Source organism: Micromonospora sp. NPDC048843, from assembly GCF_040649965.1.
Lineage (GTDB): Bacteria > Actinomycetota > Actinomycetes > Mycobacteriales > Micromonosporaceae > Micromonospora > Micromonospora hortensis.
Genome location: NZ_JBEZGJ010000044.1, coordinates 24,849 through 43,916, shown reverse-complemented (window position 1 = coordinate 43,916; position 19,068 = coordinate 24,849). Strand labels below are relative to the sequence as shown.

Here is a 19,068-nt window from a genome sequence, read left to right as displayed (position 1 = left end):
CGGAGTTGGAGCGGCTGCGACACGCCGTGCCGGCCGCCGAGGTACCCCGGTCGACCAGCGGCAGCGAGCGTAGCGCGCGCTCCAGGTGCCACTGCAGGTGAGCCGCGACAAGCCCACTGCACTCCCGACGTACGGCGGCGTCGGTGGCGTCGGCGATCACCCAGTCGCCGGAGGTCAACGCGGACATCAGATCGATGGTGGCCGGGGCGGGATGAGCCGCTCCGGGTGGCCGACAATCCGGACAGACCGCGCCGCCGGCCGGCACCGAGAACGCCCGGTGCCGCCCGGGCGTCCCGCAGACCGCACAGGCGACCAGCGCCGGCGCCCAGCCGGCCAGGGACATCCCGCGCAGCAGGTACGCGTCGAGCACCAGGGTGGTGGCGTGCTCACCCCGGGACAGTGCCTTCAGCGCGCCGATGGTGAGCTGGAACAGCCGCAGCGACGGCTCCCGTTCCACCGGGGTCAGCCGCTCGGCGGTCTCGGCGATCGCGCTGGCCGCCGTGTAGCGCGGATAGTCGCCCAGGAACCGCTTGCCGTACAGGTCGATGCCCTCGACCTGGCTCACCGTGTGCAGAGAACTGCCGTGGTTGCCCTTCGGGTCACCGGCGAGCTGGAGGTCGACGTGGCCGAACGGCTCCAGCCGGGCACCGAACTTGCTGGTGGTGCGGCGGATCCCTCGAGCCACAGCCCGCAGCCGGCCGTGCCGGCGGGTGAGCAGGGTGATGATCCGGTCGGACTCGCCGAGCTTCTGCACACGCAGCACCACCGCGTCGTCGCGGTAGAGCTGTCGGCGATACCCGGCCATCGGACCATTCTCCCTCGGGGTGTGAAATCAGGGTTGGTTCGGGGTGCAAGCGCGGATGAACCCCGATGCGGCCACCTCGTGCTCGGTCGTAGCGTGCTGGTCATGGCACTGCACCTGACCACCACCCCCCGCCGTCGTCGCGTCGCCGCTCCCGTCGCGCTAGGGCTCGCCACCACGCTCATCGTGCTCACCGGGTGCGACAACCTGTCGTTCCGTCGGCTCGACTACGACAACACCGAGGCGGTACGGATCACCACGGTCCGGCTCTCCGGGGGCTCGGGCGACGTGGTGGTCCGCGGCACCGGCCCGGCGTCCGAGGTGCGGATCAAGCGAGTGGTTCGCTACCAGGGCGGCGAACCGGACAACACCCGCTACGAGATCAAGGGCAGCGAGCTGGTGCTGGACACCGACTGTGGCTCACGGTGCAGTGTCTCGTACGAGGTGACGGTGCCGGAGGGTGTGGCGGTGCAGGGCGAGACCAGCTCCGGCAACGTCGAGCTGAGTCGGGTCGGCACCGTGGAGCTGCAGGTGCGCTCGGGCGACGTGCGGATCTCCGGTGCGTCGGGCGCGGTCGGGGTGGAGGCCCGTTCCGGCAACATCGAGGTGAGTGAGGCCGCCGCGGCGGTACGGCTGCGTGCCTCGTCCGGAGACATCAGCGCACGCCGGCTGGGCGGCACTGTCGACGCCGAGGCCAGCTCGGGCAATGTCAACGTCGAGCTGGACAAGCCCGCCTCGGCCCGGGTCCACGCCTCCAGTGGTGACGTCACGCTTGTGGTGCCGCAGGGCAGCTACCGGGTCCGGTCCAGCGCCGACTCCGGCGACAAGACCGTCACCGTCGCCGACAACCCGGCGGCGTCCCTGGTGCTCGACGGTTCGGCAAACAGCGGCAACCTCACGATCAGCGAGCGTTGATCTCGGCTCTCGCTGATCGTCCACCGCTGCCCGACCGAGGGCGATCGTGCCGCCGGTCGGGCAGCGGTGAATGAGGTGAGTCAGAAGCCCAGCTTGCGCAGTTGCCTCGGGTCGCGCTGCCAATCCTTCGCGACCCGCACGTGCAGGTCGAGGTAGACCCGACCGCCGAGCAGCTCCTCGATCTGCTTGCGGGCGTTGGTGCCGACCTCCTTGAGCCGACTCGCCTTGTGCCCGAGCACGATGGCCTTCTGGCTGGGCCGCTCCACGTACAGGTCGGCGTAGATCTTCATGACCTGACCCTCGGGGATCATCTCCTCCACCACCACGGCGATGGAGTGCGGCAGCTCGTCGCGGACCCCCTCCAGGGCGGCCTCCCGGATCAGCTCGGCGACCAGCACCTGTTCCGGGTCGTCGGTGAGCATGTCGTCCGGGTAGAGCTGCGGCGACGGTGGCAGGTACTTGGTCATCACGTCGACGAGGGTGTCCACCTGGTGCCCGGACACCGCGCTCACCGGCACGATCTCGGCGAACTCCCCCATCTTGCTGACCGCCAGCAGCTGCTCGGCCAGGCGACGCTTGTCCACCAGATCGGTCTTGGTGACCACCGCCAGCACTGTCGCCTTCAACTCGGCCAACTCGCCGGTGATGAACCGGTCACCGCGCCCGACCGGCTCGTCGGCGGGGATACACAGGCCGATCACGTCGACCTCGGTCCAGGTGGACCGGACCAGGTCGTTGAGACGTTCGCCGAGCAGCGTACGGGGGCGGTGCAGGCCCGGCGTGTCGACGAGGACCAGCTGCGACTCCGGTCGGTGCAGCACCGCCCGGATGACGTGCCGGGTGGTCTGCGGCTTGTTCGAGGTGATGGCGATCTTGGTGCCGACGATGGCGTTCGTCAGCGTCGACTTGCCGGCGTTGGGGCGACCGACGAAGCAGCCGAACCCGGCCCGGTACGGACGCGCCTCCGGGTCCTGCACCGGGCTCACTGGGTCACCGTGCCGAGGACAGTGCCGTCCGGAGCGGCCACGTGGACCGGTGCGTCCGCCGCGAGGTCCCGTACCGCAGCGTGCCCGGCACCATCCAGCGTCGACGCCTCGGTCACCACCACCGCCGCCTCCAACCGAGTCGCCCCGGCCGCCACTGCCGAAGCGACCGCCAACTGCAGCGCGGTGAGCGTCAGCGACGGCAGCGCGACGCTGGCAGCCGCGTACGTCCGGCCGTCCTGGTCGCGAACCGCGGCGCCCTCCACGGCGCCGACCCGCGCGCGGGCTCCCCGGGCCAGGACGACGAGCTTGCCGTCCTCGGCGCTCAGCGCGCCCGACGCGGTGGGGGTGGGCCGGGCGGCAGGCGCGGCGGGTGTGTCAGGCATCGGCGGGTTGCCTCTCGTCGTCTCGATAGTTGTCAGTGTCGTCTCCGGGGCCAGCGTGCTCGCCGCGCCCCGCGGTGTCCTGTTCATCGCCCGGCTCCACCCGACTGACCAGGACGGTGTCGATTCGGTTGCGCCGGCCGGTGGTGCCCTCGGCGACCAGGCGGAGACCGGCGACCTCGGCCTCGGCACCTGGGATCGGCACCCGCCCCAGCGACTGGGCGAGCAGACCGCCGACCGTCTCCACCTCGTCGGTGGGCAGGTCGGTGTCGAACATCTCGCCGAGATTCTCCACCGGCAGGCGAGCGGTCACCCGCACCGAGGAGTCCGCCAGACGTTCGACGGGCGGGCGCTCGACATCGTACTCGTCGGTGATCTCGCCGACGATCTCCTCGAGGATGTCCTCGATGGTGACCAGACCGCCGGTGCCGCCGTACTCGTCGACCACGATGACCAGGTGGTTGCGGGCCGCCTGCATCTCGGACAGCAGGTCGTCGACCGGCTTCGACTCGGGTACGAAGGTCGCCGGGCGCATCAGCTCGGCCACCGGCAACTGCTCGGCCCTCGGGTCCCCGCCACGGGAGCGCCGGATCAGGTCCTTGAGGTAGAGCACCCCCAGCACGTCGTCGACGCTCTCGCCGATCACCGGGATGCGGGAGAAACCGGAGCGCAGGAAGAGCGCCAGCGCCTGCGCGAGCGTCTTGCCCTCCTCGATCCACACCATCTCGGTACGCGGCACCATCACCTCACGGGCGATGGTGTCGCCGAGCGCGAAGACGGAGTGGATCATCTGGCGTTCGCCGTGCTCGACAACGCCGCGCTGCTCGGCCAGGTCGACCAGCTCCCGCAGCTCCACCTGGGTGGCGAACGGACCTTCCCGGAAACCGCGCCCCGGGGTGACCGCGTTGCCGATCAGGATCAGCAGCGACGCGAGCGGGTTGAGCGCCCGGCCCAACCAGCGGACCAGCGGCGCCACCGCACGACCCACCGCGTAGGCGTGCTGCCTGCCGATGGTGCGCGGGGCGACGCCCACCACCACGAAGCTGACCACTGTCATCGCGCCGGCGGTCACCAGCGCGGCCCGCCAGCCTGCGCCGAAGCTGTCCACCGCCACGAGCGCCACCAGCGTGGTGGCGGTCAGCTCGGCGAGCAGCCGCAACAGCAGAAGCAGGTTGAGGTGCCGGACGACGTCGCCGGCCACGACCTGGAGGGTACGAGCGCCGCGCACGCCGTCGCGGGCCAGCTCGGCGGCTCGTGCCGGTGAGACAGCGGCGAGGGCCGCCTCGGTCATCGCGATCAGGCCGGCCAGCACCACCAGACCGGCCGCGAAGACGATCAGCTGAAAGTCGGGAAGGCCGGCGGTGGCGCCGGCCGCGAGTAACGGAGGAGTGGACATCACTGGGTGCGGGTCGACCGCCAGCTCGCCAGCAGCCGAGCCTGGAGTGCGAACATCTCCCGCTCCTCCTCCGGCTCGGCGTGGTCGTAGCCAAGCAGGTGCAGCACCCCGTGCACGGTGAGCAGGTGCAGCTCGTCGGCCGGCGCGTGCCCGGCGGTCGCCGCCTGCTTGGCCGCCACCTCCGGGCAGAGCACGATGTCGCCGAGCAGGGCGGGCTCGCCGCCGGCCGGTGCGGACTCACCCGGGCCGTGGTCGACGCTGCCCTCGTCCATGGGGAAGGCGAGCACGTCGGTCGGGCCGTCGCCACCCATCCAGCGGTGGTTCAGCTCGGTCATGTAGTCGATGTCGACCAGCAGCACTGACAGTTCGGCGAGGGGGTTGACCCCCATCTCGTCGAGGGCGTGCCGGGCGACGGCGAGCACGGCGTCGGTGTCGACGTCGACACCGGACTCGTTGGCGATCTCGATGGACAACTGCTTTCCTCTGCTTTAGCGGCGGCGGGCGGCCCGGCCGCCCTGGGCGGGTCGCCCAGGCACGGCGTGAACGCCCTGCGCCTGCTGGTTCTCCCGCTCGGCGTCCCAGCGGGCGTACGCGTCGACGATCTCCCCGACCAGCTGGTGGCGGACCACGTCAGAGCTGGACAACTGGGAGAAGTGCACGTCGTCGACGTTTTCCAGGATCTCCCGAACCACCCGCAGGCCGCTGCTCGTCCCGCCGGGAAGGTCCACCTGGGTGATGTCACCGGTCACGACGATCTTGGAGTTGAAGCCGAGTCGGGTGAGGAACATCTTCATCTGCTCGGGCGTGGTGTTCTGCGCCTCGTCCAGGATGATGAACGCGTCGTTGAGCGTCCGACCCCGCATGTAGGCGAGGGGGGCGACCTCGATCGTGCCGGCGGCCATCAGCTTCGGGATGGTCTCCGGGTCGAGCATGTCGTGCAGCGCGTCGTAGAGCGGGCGCAGGTACGGGTCGATCTTCTCGTTGAGCGTGCCGGGCAGGAAGCCCAGTCGCTCGCCCGCCTCGACCGCCGGCCGGGTGAGGATGATCCGGTTGACCTGCTTGGCCTGCAACGCCTGGACGGCCTTCGCCATCGCCAGGTAGGTCTTTCCGGTGCCGGCCGGGCCGATGCCGAAGACGATGGTGTGGGTGTCGATCGCGTCGACGTACTTCTTCTGCCCGAGCGTCTTGGGGCGGATGGTGCGCCCGCGCCGGGAGAGGATGTTGAGTGTCAGGACCTCGGCGGGCCGCTCGGCGCTGCCCTGCTCGAGCATGCCGACGGTACGCCGGACGGCGTCAGTGGTCAGGGTCTCGCCTTTCTCGATGAGTTCGAGGAGCTCGCTGAAGACCCGCTCGGCGAGGGCGTTGTCAGCGGGGTCACCGGTGATGGTGATCTCGTTGCCGCGGACGTGCACGTCACTGGTGACCGAGCGTTCGACGAGTCTGAGGATCTCGTCGCCTGCGCCGAGCAGATTGACCATGATCTTCGGGTCGGGCACTGTGATCCTGGTCTGCACCCGGGGCGGGCCGGGAGGTGGGGTGCCGGTCATAGGTTGGGCCGAAGGGCCCTGCGCCACCTGCTCTCGATCTCGGCGCCGGCCTCCTGGCCTGGCGTGCGGACGTTACACCCATCGTATCGGTTCAACGCGGGCCGCATCGCGCCCATTTCCGCTGGCCGCGATCAACTCCCGGCCCGGAAGTCGTACCTGTCGAAGGTCTCCTGGTGGCGGGTGAACCGGTACGTCGCCCAGTGCATCCGGACCACCGCGCCGGCCTCATCCCGGGTCAGCCGCAGCAGCTCACCGACCTCCCGACCGGAGACCACCCGGAACACGTCCGGCTGGTCCGGCAGCGGGGTGAAGATCGCCGGCGGACGTCCGGTCGGATCACCGACCCCCCGCGCCCGCAGGGTGCCGTCGTGCCAGGAGAAGACGTACTCGGAGCCCTCGCCCCACCAGCGGCCGAGCGCACCCCGCAGGGCCGCCGGCGCGGGTGCGCCGGGCCGCCAGGGCTCGATCTCGGCCGGGTCGTGCTCGACCGCCGCGGCGAGCAGCCGGTGCGACAGGTCGAACAGTTCGCTCGCCGTTCCGGACGAGCCGAGCACCGCGGCGCCCATCGCGCCGGGTGTGCCGTCACCGCCGCGACGGCCGTACGCCCCGGCGAGGAAGCCGGGCATCGCCCCGTCGTGCCCCACGTGCATCACCCGCTCCCCCTGCGGGATCAGGATCAGCCCGAGCCCGAAGCCCGCGCCCCAGAGCGTCTCGTCGGTGGTGGTCAGCGGCCAGCGCATCTCGTCCAGGGTGGCCGGGGCGAGGACCGCGCCGGTCGGGTCCAGCGCCGCCGGGTCGGCCAGGAACGCCGCCCAGCGGGCCATATCGGTGGCGGTGCTCCAGAGCTGGGCGGCCGGGCCGACAGCGCCGAAGTCGGTCGGCGGTTCCGGGTGCGCCTCGTCGGAATACGCGTCGACCAGGAACCCGGTGGCCGCCGTCGGCAGTGGGGTCACTGTGGTGTCGGTCAGCCCCAACGGCGTCAGGATCCGCTCGGTGAGCGCCTGCGCCCAGCCGCCGCCGCGGAGCCGGGCGACGAGTTGGCCGAGGACGGCCACGCCCAGGTTGGAGTAGTGGAACCGCCGGCCGGTCGGCAGCACCCGCTCGGCTCGGCCCAGCTCGGCGACCAGTTTGTCGTCGTCCGGTGCGCGCAGGCTGTCCCACACATCGCCGAACGGCTCGCGTTGCAGGCCGCCGGTGTGCGACAGCAACCGGCGTACGGTCAGCTCGCCGTGCGCCGGCAGGTCCAGGTGCCGTCCCACCGGGTCGTCCAGGTCCAGCAGCCCGTCGTCGCGGCACTGTAGGACCAGCACCGCTGTGAACGTCTTGGTGATCGAGCCGATCCGGAACTGGGTGCCCGCGCCCAGGGGGCTGTCGGTGCCGGTCTCGCCGACGGTGCAGCTCCAGAGCGGTCGGTCGGCCCGGTGCAGCGCCGCGGACACCGCCGGCACCCGGGCTTCGGCCTGCACCCGCCGGACCAACCGGTCCAGGTGCTCATCCGCCCGAGAGCCAGGCGCCGCACCTCCGGTCACGCCCCCGCTCCGCTTCGCTGCGCGTCGGCGTGAGGCACCCCACTGAGCCTTCTGGTTCGCTCGCTGCGCTCGCTCACGCCAGGTCCCGGGCGAGCATCGGGCCGAGCGGCGCACCACCGAGCAGGTGCGCGTGCACGTGGAAGACCTCCTGCCCGCCGTACGCGCCGGTGTTGAACATCAGCCGGAAACCGTCGCCGAGCAGCCCCTCGTCCTCGGCCACGGCGGCGGACGTCGCCAGCACGTCGGCGGCCAGCGCCGGGTCACCCTGGGCGAGCGTGGCGACGTCGGCGTAGTGCTCCTTCGGAATGACCAGGACGTGCACCGGCGCCTTCGGGTCGATGTCGCGGAAGGCGAGCGTGGTGTCGGTCTCCCGGACCACTGTGGCCGGAATCTCCCCGGCGACGATGCGGCAGAACAGGCAGTCGGATCCCATCGGGGCAGTGTAAGGACTAACGGGCCGGGAGCACTCCGGCGCAGCACGCGCCGGAGTGCTCCCGGCCCGTTCGTAGGCCAAGGCACTGCTGAGGCAGGATGGCCGGCATGACGGATCGGGCGGTACTCGTGACCGGGGCCTCGCGCGGGATCGGCCGCGCCGTGGCGAAGGCGTTCGCAGCCGGCGGCGACCGGGTGGCCATCCACCACCGCGACTCCGCCGACGCGGCCGAGGAACTGCGCGCGCACCTGCCGGGCACCGGGCACGCCGTGGTCCGCGCCGACCTCACCGATCCGGACGCGGTCCGGGTCATGGTCGACCGGGCCGCCGAACTGCTCGGCGGACTGGACGTGCTGGTCAACAACGCCGGGACGTACGGCGACCGCGACGACCCGCACCCGATCTTCGGCGCCTCGTACGAGGAGTGGCAGAAGCGCTGGCGGCAGGTCATGGAGACCAACCTGACCGGCGCCGGCAACGTCACCTGGTGCGCCGCCCAGCACATGCGCGAACGCGGCGGGCGGATCGTCAACGTCTCGTCCCGTGGCGCGTTCCGCGGCGAACCGGAGCAGCCGGCGTACGGCGCCAGCAAGGCGGGGCTGAACGCGCTGGGCCAGTCCCTCGCCGTGGCGCTCGCGCCGTACGGCATCACCGTCGCCACCGTCGCGCCGGGCTTCGTGGCGACCGACATGACCACCGAGCACCTGCGCGGCGAGCGGGGCGCGGCCATCCGGGCGCAGAGCCCGTTCGACAGGGTGGGCCAACCGGAGGAGATCGCCGCCGCCGTGCACTGGCTGGCCTCGCCGCAGTCCGAGTGGGCCTCCGGCACTATCGTCGATCTCAACGGTGCCTCCTACCTGCGCAGCTGAGGTCGACGCCGTCGGCAGATCACCCGGCCGGGGAGGTGGTTGGCGGTTCGCGGAAGGGTAAGTCCCACCGACATGGCCGACTCCGCGCTGCTGGACCTCACCGCCGACTACCGGGTGGCCGATGGCCACGACGACGACCCTGTCCTGCTCCGCCCCGACGGCACCCCCGTCGAGACCTGGCGCGAGGACTACCCGTACGACGAGCGACTGGACCGCGACGAGTACGACCGCGACAAGCGGCTGCTCCAGATCGAGCTGTTGAAGCTCCAGGACTGGATCAAGGAGTCCGGCGAGCGTCTGGTGATCCTCTTCGAGGGCCGGGACGCGGCCGGCAAGGGCGGCACCATCAAACGCTTCATGGAGCACCTCAACCCGCGTGGCGCGTCGGTGGTGGCGCTCGCCAAGCCGGACGAGCGGGAAGCCGCCCAGTGGTACTTCCAGCGCTGGCTGGCACACCTGCCGGCGGCCGGCGAGATCGTGCTGTTCGACCGTTCCTGGTACAACAGGGCCGGCGTGGAGCGGGTGATGGGCTTCTGTAGCCGCAAGGAGTACCTGGAGTTCCTGCGGCAGGCCCCGGAGCTGGAACGGATGCTGGTGCGCTCGGGCATCCGGCTGGTCAAGTTCTGGTTCTCCGTCTCCCAGAACGAGCAGCGCACCCGGTTCGCGATCCGCCAGGTCGACCCGGTCCGGCAGTGGAAGCTGTCCCCGATGGACATCGCCTCACTCGACCGGTGGGACGAGTACACCGAGGCCAAGGAGGCGATGTTCTTCTGGACCGACACGGCCGACGCGCCGTGGACGGTGGTGAAGAGCAACGACAAGAAGCGGGCCCGGCTCGAGGCGATGCGGCACGTGCTGCACCGCTTCGACTACACGGGCAAGGACCCCGACGTGGTCGGCGCACCGGACCCTCAGATCATCGGGCCGGCCGGGCTGGACCTGGGGCCGGAGGAAGAGGTGGTGCCGGTGTTTCCCCGGCCCTGAACGAGCCCGAGGCCCACTGTCACCAGCGACCGAGGCGGGTGGCGAGCACGCTGAGGGCCGCCACGCCGGCGGTGGAGGTGCGCAGCACGGCCGGCCCGAGACGTACGGGTCGCCCGCCGGCCTCGGTGAAGGCGGTCAGCTCGGTCGGGGCGATGCCACCCTCCGGGCCGATCACCAGCACGATCTCGCCGGTGGAGGGCAGATCGGCGGTAGTGAGCCGGTCCTGGGCCTCCTCGTGCAGCACGAACCCGGCGGCGGCACCGGCGATCCGCCGAGCCACAGTGGCGGTGGACTCGTCCGGCGCACCGGCCACCACCGGAAGCCACGGCCGGCGGGCCTGCTTGGCCGCCTCCCGGGCGGTGGCCACCCACTTCTCCCGGGCGCGTACGCCCCGGTCGCCGCGCCACTGGGTCACCGAACGGGAGGCCGCCCAGGGCACGATCTCGTCCACCCCGACCTCGGTCATCGCCTGCACGGCCAGCTCACCTCGGTCGCCCTTGGCGATGCCCTGCACCGTCACCAGACGGGGTACTGGCGCGTCCGCGTACCCCCGGGAGGTGATGGTGACCTCCAGGCTGCCCCGGCCGACGGCGGTGACCACTGCGGCGGCCGTGCCACCCCGGCCGTCGGCGAGCAGCAGCTCCTCGCCGACGCGCAACCGCTGCACTGTCGCGGCGTGGTGCCCCTCGGGGCCGTCCAGTGTCAGCGCGTCGCCGGTGGGCAGCGCCTCGACCAGGAACAGCGGCGCGGACACCTCAGGCGTGCCCGTTGAACGCGTCGCGCATCCGGGAGAAGAAGCCGCCCTGCTTTGACAGCTCGGCGACCTCCTCACCACGGGTCTTGGCGAAGTCGCGCAGCATCTTCTCCTGGTCCGGATCGAGCTTGGTCGGCGTCCGCACGTCCAGGTGGACGTAGAGGTCGCCTCGGCCGGTGCCGCGCAGGTGCGGCACGCCCCGCGCGCGCAGTCGCAGCGTGCTGGCCGGCTGGGTGCCGGCCTTGACGTCGACGGTCTCCTCGCTGTCCAGCGTCTTGATGGTCAGCCGGGTGCCCAGCGCCGCCGCCGTCATCGGCACTGTGACCCGGCAGTGCAGGTCGTCGCCCTTGCGCGAGTACACGTCGTGCGGGCGCTCGTGGATCTCCACGTAGAGGTCACCGGCGGTGCCGCCGCCGGGGCCCACCTCGCCCTGCTGGGCCAGCCGGATCCGCATGCCGTCCTCGACGCCGGCCGGGATCTTGACGGTCAGCGAGCGGCGGGTCCGCACCCGGCCGTCGCCGGCGCAGGTGGGGCAGGGGTGCGGGATGGTGGTGCCGTAGCCCTGGCACACGGTGCACGGCCGGGCGGAGACCACCTGGCCGAGGAAGGTGCGCTGCACCGACTGCACCTCGCCCCGACCGCCGCACGCCTCGCAGGTCGCCAGGTGCGTGCCGGCGGCAGTGCCGGCGCCGGAGCAGGTGGTGCAGAGCACCGCGGTGTCGACGGTGATCGGGGCCTCGACGCCGAACGCCGTCTCGTGCAGGTCGAGTTCGAGTCGCAGGATCGCGTCGGCGCCCGGGCGGGTACGCGGCCGTGGGCCACGGGCGCCACCTCCGGCACCGCCGAAGAACGCGTCCATGATGTCCTGGAAACCGACGAACGGGCCGGCGCCTCCGGGACCACCCGGGCCGCCGGCACCGCCACCACCCGGGGCGAGCGGGTCGCCACCCAGGTCGACGATCTGCCGCTTCCGGTCGTCCGAGAGGACCTCGTACGCGGCGTTGATGTCCTTGAACTTCTCCTGAGCCTCCGGGTCCGGATTGACGTCCGGGTGGAACTGGCGCGCCAGCTTGCGGTAGGCGCGCTTGATCTCGTCATCGGAGGCTTCCCGGCTCACACCGAGAATGCCGTAGTAGTCCCTGGCCACTGCGTTCCGTGTCCTCATGTTCGTCTCGCGTTGCGCCGGTCGGCGGCCGCAGCCGGCCGCATCGGCCCTGACCAATCAGTTCTGGGCCAGCAACTCGCCCACGTAGCGTGCCACGGCGCGCACCGTGGCGATGTTGCCGGGGTAGTCCATCCGGGTGGGCCCCAGCACCCCCAGGCCGCCAACGATCGTGGTGCCCGGGCCGTACCCGGTGCTGACCACCGAGGCGGCGCGCAGGTTGTCGAACTCGTTCTCGTCGCCGATCAGCACCCGGGTCGTGCTCGGCTCGGTCTCACCGATGAGCTTGAGCAGCACGACCTCCTCCTCCAGGGCTTCGAGGATCGGCCGCAGGGAGCCCTGGAAGTCGAGCAGGCCGCCCCTGGTGAGGTTCGCGGTGCCGGCGAGCGCGATCCGCTCCTCGTGCCGCTCGACGAGCGTCTCCAGCAGGACGGTGGCGAGCGTGGTCATTGTCGGACGCAGGCCGGTCGGCGCTTCCTCGACCAGCGCCTGCACCAGCGGGGGCGTCTCGGACAGCCGGGCGTTGGCGAGCTTCTCGTTGATCAGTCGGCGCAGGTCGGTGACGTCGTCGGCGGGCACCGGCCCGGGCAACTCCACGAGTCGCTGCTCCACCCGCCCGGTGTCGGCGATCATGACGAGCATCAGCCGGGTGGTGGAGATCGGCACCAGCTCCAGGTGACGCACCGAGGAGCGGGCCAGGCTCGGGTACTGCACGACGGCGACCTGCCTGGTCAACTGGGCGAGCAACCGCACCGTGCGGTGCACCACGTCGTCGAGGTCGACAGCGCCGACCAGGAAGCGCTCGATGGCCCGGCGCTCGGCCGGGCTGAGCGGCTTGACCCGGGACAACCGGTCGACGAAGAGGCGGTAGCCACGGTCGGTGGGCACCCGGCCGGCGCTGGTGTGCGGCTGCCGGATGTAGCCCTCCTCCTCCAGCACGGCCATGTCGTTGCGGACAGTGGCCGGGGAGACCCCGAGCTGGTGCCGCTCGACCAGCGCCTTGCTGCCGACCGGCTCCTGGGTGGAGACGTAGTCTTCGACGATGGCGCGGAGCACTGCGAGTTTCCGGTCGTCGAGACCCATCCTCCGCACCTCCTGTCGCACGTCGGCCGCCGGCGCTCTGGGCCGGTCGGGCCGTCCTGGCACTCGACTGTAACGAGTGCCAGTCTACGTCGGCGGGCCCGCCGACGCGATGATCAACGGCCACCCTTCGGTGCGGCCCACACCACCCTGTGGGGCCGATCGGCCCACACTGCCAGGCGGTGTCGCTCTGGTGCGGCGTTGCCACTGGCACCTACCGTGACATCCATGACTGAACCTCCTCGCCCTCCCGGCTCGGGCGACCCCGGCAACTACCCGCCGGAGCCCACCTCCCCAGGCCCGTTTCCGTCGGCCGAGCCGCCCACCGCACCACTGTCCGGGGCACCCGGCCCAGCCGGCTATCCCCCGCCCGGTGGCTATCCGCCGCCCACCGGTGACCAACCGCCGTCAGGCGGCTACCCTCCGGCAGGCGGCTACCCCCCGCCCGGTGGCTATCCCCCACCCGGCGGCTACCCGGCCGGTGGGGCCTACGGCGGCCCCGGCGGCGGCTACGCCACCAACGAGGACAAGACCTGGGCGCTTGTCGCGCACTTCGGCGGCGCGCTCGGCGCGCTGGTCAGCTTTGGTCCGCTGGGCTTCGTCGCCCCGCTGATCGCCTACCTGGCCCGCGGCCAGCAGTCGCCGACCGTCCGGGCGCACGCCCTCGCCGCCCTGAACTTCCAGATCCTCTGGTCGATCATCGCGTTCGTGCTGCTCTTCGTGAGCTGGTGCCTGCTCTTCCTGCCCAGCATCGCCGTCGTGGTGATCCAGATCCTGTTCGGGATCATCGCCGGCATCAAGGCCAACGAGGGCACCCCGTACCGCTACCCGATGACTGCCAACTTCATCAAGTGAACCGGGCCGGCCGCTCCCCCGGCCGGTCCGGATCACCGCGGTCCCGGTCCGGGCAGCGGTGGGCCACTCAGGGCAGCAGGTCGCGGACGACAGCGTCGGCGAGCAGCCGCCCGCGCAGTGTGAGCACCGCCCGGCCGGCGGCGTACTCGTCGGCGGCCAGGAGGCCGCCGGCCAACGCCCGCTCGGCGCCGGCCCGGCCGGCGGCGTCGAGCACCGCCAACGGAAGGCCGCTGGCCAGCCGCAGCCGGAGCATCACGTCCTCCATGTGCGCCTCGTCGACAGTGAGCACCTCCCGGGCCAGGCCGGGAGACGCGCCGGCTGCCAACCGCTGGGCGTACGCCGAGGGGTGTTTCACGTTCCACCAGCGCACCCCGCCGACGTGGCTGTGCGCCCCCGGGCCCAGCCCCCACCAGTCCGCGCCGGTCCAGTAGAGCAGGTTGTGCCGGCAGCGGGCCTCCTCGGTGCGGGCCCAGTTGGAGACCTCGTACCAGGAGAGCCCTGCCGCGTCGAGCGCGGCCTCCGCGGCCAGGTAGCGGTCGGCGGCCACGTCGTCACTGGGGTACGCCAGCTCGCCGCGTCGCATCCGGGCGGCGAGCCGGGTGCCGTCCTCGACGATCAGGGCGTACGCGCTGACGTGGTCCACCCCGGCGGCGACGACCTGCTCCAGCGAGGCGGCGAAGTCCTCGGCCCGCTCCCCCGGGGTGCCGTAGATCAGGTCCAGGTTGACGTGCTCGAACCCGGCGTCGCGCGCCTCCAGGGCGGCGGCGGTGGCCCGGCCGGCGCTGTGTTTGCGGTCCAGGATCGCCAGCACCCCCGGGGAGGCGGACTGCATGCCCAGCGAGATCCGTGTGTAGCCGGCGGCCCGCAGCAGCTTCAACGACTCCGGGGTGACCGACTCGGGGTTGGCCTCGGTGGTCACCTCGGCGTCGGCGGCCAGCCCCCAGGTGCGGTCGATGCCGTCGAGGATGCGGGCCAGGTCGTCGGCGGGGAGCAGGGTGGGCGTGCCGCCGCCGACGAAGACGGTGTCGACCCGGGGCGGCGGGGTGTCGCCGAGCACCCGGCCGGCGAGCTTCAGCTCGGCCAGGACCGTGTCCGCGTACCCCTCGCGGCTCGCGCCGCCGCCCAGCTCGGACGCCGTGTAGGTGTTGAAGTCGCAGTATCCGCAGCGGCTGGCGCAGAACGGGACGTGCACGTACACGCCGAAGCCGCGCGCGCCGACCGCAGTGGTGGCGGTGGCGGGCAACGATCCGTCGACGGGGACGGTCTCACCATCTGGAAGGACGCCGGGCATGGCCACTAGTGTGCCCGGCATGACCTCTCCCGACGTCCTCGTGCGGGTCGCCACGGCCCGTGGGGTGACCACCCTCACCCTGGACAGCCCGCACAACCGCAACGCGCTCTCCACCGGCCTGATGACCCAACTGCTGGCTGGGCTGGCTGACGCGGTCGCCGACGAGGCGGTCCGTGTGATCGTGCTCGACCACACCGGCCCGGTCTTCTGCTCCGGAGCGGACCTGAAGGAGACCGCCGCGGCGTACGCCAGCGGGACGGTGCCGGCCGGCATGCTGGGTGACGTGCTCGCGGCGCTCTGGGAGTGCCCGAAGCCGGTGCTGGCCCGGGTCGGCGGGCCGGCGCGGGCCGGTGGGCTGGGCCTGATCGCCGCCGCCGACCTGGCGGTCTGCGCCGACGAGGCGACGTTCGCGTTCACCGAGGTCCGCATCGGGGTGATCCCGGCGGTGATCTCGGCGACAGTGCTGCCCCGGCTGCACCCTCGCGCCGCCGCCGAGCTGTACCTGACCGGCGACACCTTCGACGGTCGCCGGGCCGCCGAGATCGGCCTGGTGACGGCCTCGGTCCCGGCGGACGGGTTGGACGACGCGGTACGGGGCTACTGCGACTCGCTGGTGCGCGGTGCGCCCGGGGCGCTGGCCGGCGCGAAGGAGTTGCTGCGCCGACCGGGTACGGCCGAGTTGCGCGCCGATCTGGCGCGGCTCTCCGCCGTCTCGACCGGCTACTTCCTTTCCGACGAGGGGCGCGAGGGGGTCACCGCGTTCCGGGAAAAGCGACCGGCGCGCTGGGTGCCCGCTCTCGACGACTGAGGATGGGGGCGCCGCCGTCGTTCGGCGGCGCCCCGGTGTCCTGCCGGGTCACCAGGCGGTCGCGCCGCCGTCGACCGGGTAGTTCGCCCCGGTGATGTACGACGCCCGGTCGGACGCGAGGAAGACCACCAGCTCGACGACCTCCTCGGGGCGCGCGAAGCGCTTGAGCAGCGTCTTGGCGGTGATGGCGTCCCGGGCCTCCTGGTTGTCGCCGAGGTCGCGTTCGCTGGCCGGGGTGAGTGTGGGCCCCGGGCTGACCGCCACCGCGCGGATGCCGTGGGGCGCGCCTTCGAGCGCGAGCTGTCGCGTCATCCCGATGATGCCGGCGTTCGCTGCGGTGTGACCGACCATCGGCGGGACGTGGCCGCCGATCAAGCCGGCCATGGAGGCGGCGCTGATGATGACACCGCCACCGCGTCGGACCAGGTGCGGCCAGGCGAACTTCGACACGAAGTACGGAATGTCGAGTTCTCCGGTGATGGTGTAGCGCCAGTCCTCCACGGAGAAGTCGGGCATCGGGCCGAAGCGGAGCGCGGCCGCGTTGTTGTAGACCACGTCGAGGCCACCGTAGGCGGCGGCAGCGTCGTCGACGAGCTTGCGTACCTGCTCGGGGTCGGTGAGGTCGACCGGCGCGATGCCGGTCATCTCGCCGCCGGCGCGGCGGACGAGTTCGACGGTCTCGTCGTTACCGGCGACCTGGAGGTCGGCCCCGACGACCTTCGCGCCCTCGCGGGCGAAAGTCAGCGCCGCGACGCGGCCCAGACCACCGCCGGTGCCGGTGATCAGAACGACCTTGCCATCGAGCGTTCCCATGGAACTCCTCCTCGTGCGGTGACCCACGCGTCCGACTATGCGGTGGTAGGTCGAATTGACATGTCAACCGGGTTAAGTCCTTGACCGGTCAATCGCTTCCCGATATCGCTTACCCGGTGACGCTCACGACAGCCCCGCACCGGGGCGGGTGACAGAACGACGCAGCAGGTGAGATCGAGACCAGAGCGGGAACGTCGCCAACCGGTACGCGACAGCGGAGGCGCCCCCGAACCGGTCAGAGTCGGCCAGGTTGGGCCCGAACCGCGCGGACGACCCGGACAGCGCCTGCGGGGACGTACGCTTGGCGAACTGTCGATCTGGGGGTGTGGGTGCGAACTCGGGCAACCGTGGCGGGTGGAGTGGTGCTCATCCTCGTCGCCGTGATCGCGATCTGGCTCGTCGTACGACAGGTCGGCGACAACCTCAGGTTGCCGCTGGTGGCACGGAAGTGCACGGTGCAGGCCGACGGACGTGTCGCGCTGGACGCCGACCAGATGGCCAACGCGGCGACCATCGCGGCAATCGGCGCGAAGCGCGGAATGCCCGAGCGGGCCGTCGTGGTCGCGCTCGCCACCGCGTACCAGGAGTCCGGGCTGCGCAACCTCGCCGACGGCGACCGCGACTCGGTCGGCCTGTTCCAGCAGCGGCCGAGCCAGGGCTGGGGCACTCCGGCGCAGATCCGCGACCCGCGTTACGCGGCCAACCGGTTCTACGCGGCCCTCAAGAAGGTGCGCGGCTGGGAGAAGATGCGGGTCACCGACGCCGCGCAGCGGGTGCAGCGCTCGGCGTTCCCCGAGGCGTACCAGAAGTGGGCCGACGACTCCGAGGTGCTCAGCCGGGCCCTGCTCGGCGACGCCAGCGGCGCGGTCACCTGCTCGGTGGGGCGCACCCCGGCGATGCACGGCGCGTCGGCGGCTGCGCAACTGACCCGCAACCTGGTGCTGGACTGGGGACTGAAGGGCACCGACCCGACCGACCCGACCGGGTTGGCGGTGACTCCGGGCGACCAGCGCGACGGCTGGCGGTACGCGCACTGGCTGGTCTCGCACGCCCAGGACCACGGCGTGAAGCGGGTCCGCTTCGGCGACCTGGAGTGGACCGCCCGCGAGGGCTCGTGGGGCCGGGTGGACGGTCGGCAGAACCCCGCCGGCCAGGTGGTGGCCGAGGTGTTCAACGAGGGTTGACCGACCCGGATCTCTTAACCGGCAGTCACCGCACAATCGGGCAATGCCCATCTAATCGCACTATTGATCTCCCGGATCTCACTCTGTGCGTTTCTCTCGCTGCGCGGGGTCCCACACTGGCCCAATCCCGCACCACACCCTCCCCGATGCCTGGACCGCCGCGTTACGATCGGCGGCCTGTGCCAGAAAAGGTTTCACCTCATGGGGAGGGGTACGACGCGGTGTTCGATTACGGCGACCGGACCGGTTACGAACCGATCAGCGACACTGACCGCAAGGAGTTCCACGAGCAGGGCTTCCTCCTGCTGCGCAACGTCCTGACGGAGGACCACCGGGCGGCGCTGGAGGCGGCGGTCGACCGCGTCTACGCGGAGGAGCAGGCCAAGGGCACCACCAAGAAGGACGGCACCCTGCACCTGCTGGGCTTCCTGGAGCGCGACGAGCTCTTCGGTGAGCTGCTGACCCACCCGATCGCCTTCCCGTACATGTGGGGGCTGGCCGGCTGGAACATCTACACCCACCACAACCACCTGGACGTCACCCCGCCGGCCGCCGAGCCGGAGAAGCCGTACTGGGGTTGGCACCAGGACGGGTACCGCCAGAACTCCGACCCGGAGACGATGGACCCGAACCTGCCTCGGCCGATGTTCTCGCTGAAGGTCGCGTACGTGCTGTCGGACCTCTCCGAGACCGGCCGCGGCGCCACCAAGGTCATCCCGGGCAGCCACCTGAAGAACTCGCTGTCCCGGCCGGCGGACCTCACCGTGCAGAACCCCGACCCGGAGGGCACGGTGGAGATCACCGCCAACCCGGGCGACGCCTTCATCTTCGACCGCCGGCAGTGGCACTCGCGGTCGACGAACCTGTCGACCATCACCCGCAAGATGCTCTTCGTCGGGTACACCTACCGGTGGATCCGTCCCCTGGACGAGCTGCACCCCGACGTGGACGGCGAGTGGTACCGCAACCGCACCCCCGTGCAGCGCCAGCTGATCGGTGAGGGCACCCACACCGCCAACTACTGGGGCATCAACTGGGACGGGTACGTCGACGACGAGATCCCGCTGCGTAAGGAGCTCAAGGAGCGCGGTCTGCTCGACCGCAACATCCCCTGGCTCCGCTGATCCACGGCTCGTAGGACGGCCCCCTGCCGACGCTCAGCGTTGGCAGGGGGCCGTTCCACGTTCGCGGACGGACCGCTCGGGCCGAGCCCGTTCCCGACCACCGGGGACCGCACTGTCGGTAGCGTGGCGGGTGCGCAGGTCGGGGCGTGGTGCGCA

The 19,068-nt window shown here is 71.6% G+C and carries 20 protein-coding genes; 7 read left to right on the top strand and 13 right to left on the bottom strand.

What is annotated here, in order from left to right; genetic code table 11:
- The coding region (recO, locus tag AB0C20_RS13605) for a DNA repair protein RecO (RefSeq protein WP_357568069.1) at window positions 1–805 on the bottom strand (805 nt) is incomplete at its 3' end.
- A gap of 102 nt (window positions 806–907) precedes the next feature.
- On the opposite strand from recO, the gene AB0C20_RS13600 reads away from it, so the two are divergent.
- Window positions 908–1,717, top strand: a complete 810-nt coding sequence (locus AB0C20_RS13600) for a DUF4097 family beta strand repeat-containing protein (RefSeq protein ID WP_357568067.1) — start codon at window positions 908–910, stop codon at window positions 1,715–1,717.
- An 80-nt stretch (window positions 1,718–1,797) separates the two neighbouring features.
- On the opposite strand, the gene era is transcribed toward AB0C20_RS13600, so the two are convergent.
- From era to AB0C20_RS13565, 7 genes are all read right to left on the bottom strand, one after another.
- Window positions 1,798–2,703, bottom strand: a complete 906-nt coding sequence (era, locus tag AB0C20_RS13595; protein WP_181518637.1) for a GTPase Era — start codon at window positions 2,701–2,703, stop codon at window positions 1,798–1,800.
- Window positions 2,700–3,086 carry a cytidine deaminase gene (locus AB0C20_RS13590; protein ID WP_266304669.1) on the bottom strand — a complete coding sequence of 129 codons (387 nt, stop codon included), beginning with the start codon at window positions 3,084–3,086 and terminating at the stop codon, window positions 2,700–2,702. Before AB0C20_RS13590 ends, era begins: the two co-directional genes overlap by 4 nt.
- Window positions 3,079–4,503, bottom strand: a complete 1,425-nt coding sequence (locus AB0C20_RS13585; protein WP_112619635.1) for a hemolysin family protein — start codon at window positions 4,501–4,503, stop codon at window positions 3,079–3,081. The genes AB0C20_RS13590 and AB0C20_RS13585 overlap by 8 nt, the downstream gene beginning before the upstream one ends.
- Window positions 4,479–4,952 carry an rRNA maturation RNase YbeY gene (ybeY, locus tag AB0C20_RS13580; protein WP_030491788.1) on the bottom strand — a complete coding sequence of 158 codons (474 nt, stop codon included), beginning with the start codon at window positions 4,950–4,952 and terminating at the stop codon, window positions 4,479–4,481. Before ybeY ends, AB0C20_RS13585 begins: the two co-directional genes overlap by 25 nt.
- Window positions 4,953–4,967: 15 nt before the next feature.
- A complete protein-coding gene (locus AB0C20_RS13575) occupies window positions 4,968–6,026 on the bottom strand; it encodes a PhoH family protein (protein ID WP_091409765.1) in 1,059 nt (352 codons plus the stop codon).
- Window positions 6,027–6,157: 131 nt separating this feature from the next.
- Window positions 6,158–7,555 (bottom strand): serine hydrolase domain-containing protein, encoded by a 1,398-nt coding sequence (locus AB0C20_RS13570; protein WP_357568065.1) that lies wholly within the window; start codon window positions 7,553–7,555, stop codon window positions 6,158–6,160.
- A 73-nt stretch (window positions 7,556–7,628) separates the two neighbouring features.
- Window positions 7,629–7,988 (bottom strand): histidine triad nucleotide-binding protein, encoded by a 360-nt coding sequence (locus tag AB0C20_RS13565; protein ID WP_088988083.1) that lies wholly within the window; start codon window positions 7,986–7,988, stop codon window positions 7,629–7,631.
- 107 nt (window positions 7,989–8,095) lie between these two features.
- Between AB0C20_RS13565 and AB0C20_RS13560 the strand changes: the two genes are divergently transcribed.
- Together AB0C20_RS13560 and ppk2 are read left to right on the top strand one after the other, a co-directional pair.
- On the top strand, window positions 8,096–8,857 hold the full coding sequence (locus tag AB0C20_RS13560; protein WP_357191075.1) for an SDR family oxidoreductase: 762 nt from the start codon (window positions 8,096–8,098) through the stop codon (window positions 8,855–8,857).
- A 72-nt stretch (window positions 8,858–8,929) separates the two neighbouring features.
- Window positions 8,930–9,841: a polyphosphate kinase 2 gene (ppk2, locus tag AB0C20_RS13555; protein ID WP_357568063.1), complete on the top strand. Its 912-nt coding sequence runs from the start codon at window positions 8,930–8,932 to the stop codon at window positions 9,839–9,841.
- A 19-nt stretch (window positions 9,842–9,860) separates the two neighbouring features.
- Here the strand turns inward: ppk2 and AB0C20_RS13550 are convergent, their stop codons facing one another.
- From AB0C20_RS13550 to hrcA, 3 genes are all read right to left on the bottom strand, one after another.
- Window positions 9,861–10,595, bottom strand: a complete 735-nt coding sequence (locus tag AB0C20_RS13550) for a 16S rRNA (uracil(1498)-N(3))-methyltransferase (protein ID WP_357568062.1) — start codon at window positions 10,593–10,595, stop codon at window positions 9,861–9,863.
- A 1-nt stretch (window position 10,596) separates the two neighbouring features.
- A complete protein-coding gene (gene dnaJ, locus AB0C20_RS13545) occupies window positions 10,597–11,742 on the bottom strand; it encodes a molecular chaperone DnaJ (RefSeq protein WP_181518639.1) in 1,146 nt (381 codons plus the stop codon).
- Between the two features lie 75 nt (window positions 11,743–11,817).
- Window positions 11,818–12,840, bottom strand: a complete 1,023-nt coding sequence (gene hrcA / locus AB0C20_RS13540) for a heat-inducible transcriptional repressor HrcA (RefSeq protein WP_091409786.1) — start codon at window positions 12,838–12,840, stop codon at window positions 11,818–11,820.
- 225 nt (window positions 12,841–13,065) lie between these two features.
- On the opposite strand from hrcA, the gene AB0C20_RS13535 reads away from it, so the two are divergent.
- A complete protein-coding gene (locus AB0C20_RS13535) occupies window positions 13,066–13,692 on the top strand; it encodes a DUF4870 domain-containing protein (protein WP_357191070.1) in 627 nt (208 codons plus the stop codon).
- 67 nt (window positions 13,693–13,759) lie between these two features.
- Here the strand turns inward: AB0C20_RS13535 and hemW are convergent, their stop codons facing one another.
- Window positions 13,760–14,983 carry a radical SAM family heme chaperone HemW gene (hemW, locus tag AB0C20_RS13530; protein WP_357191143.1) on the bottom strand — a complete coding sequence of 408 codons (1,224 nt, stop codon included), beginning with the start codon at window positions 14,981–14,983 and terminating at the stop codon, window positions 13,760–13,762.
- Window positions 14,984–15,002: 19 nt separating this feature from the next.
- Between hemW and AB0C20_RS13525 the strand changes: the two genes are divergently transcribed.
- Window positions 15,003–15,791 (top strand): enoyl-CoA hydratase-related protein, encoded by a 789-nt coding sequence (locus tag AB0C20_RS13525; RefSeq protein WP_238690179.1) that lies wholly within the window; start codon window positions 15,003–15,005, stop codon window positions 15,789–15,791.
- Window positions 15,792–15,839: 48 nt separating this feature from the next.
- Here AB0C20_RS13525 and AB0C20_RS13520 read toward each other — a convergent pair whose 3' ends face one another.
- Window positions 15,840–16,604, bottom strand: coding sequence for an SDR family NAD(P)-dependent oxidoreductase (locus AB0C20_RS13520; RefSeq protein WP_328652545.1), 765 nt, complete (start codon window positions 16,602–16,604; stop codon window positions 15,840–15,842).
- A gap of 323 nt (window positions 16,605–16,927) precedes the next feature.
- Here AB0C20_RS13520 and AB0C20_RS13515 point away from each other — a divergent pair, with 323 nt between their 5' ends.
- Both AB0C20_RS13515 and AB0C20_RS13510 read left to right on the top strand, forming a co-directional pair.
- On the top strand, window positions 16,928–17,788 hold the full coding sequence (locus tag AB0C20_RS13515) for a hypothetical protein (RefSeq protein ID WP_357191066.1): 861 nt from the start codon (window positions 16,928–16,930) through the stop codon (window positions 17,786–17,788).
- 221 nt (window positions 17,789–18,009) lie between these two features.
- Complete coding sequence (locus tag AB0C20_RS13510; RefSeq protein ID WP_357191064.1) at window positions 18,010–18,912, top strand: phytanoyl-CoA dioxygenase family protein; 903 nt, start codon at window positions 18,010–18,012, stop codon at window positions 18,910–18,912.
- Window positions 18,913–19,068: the final 156 nt, after the last annotated feature.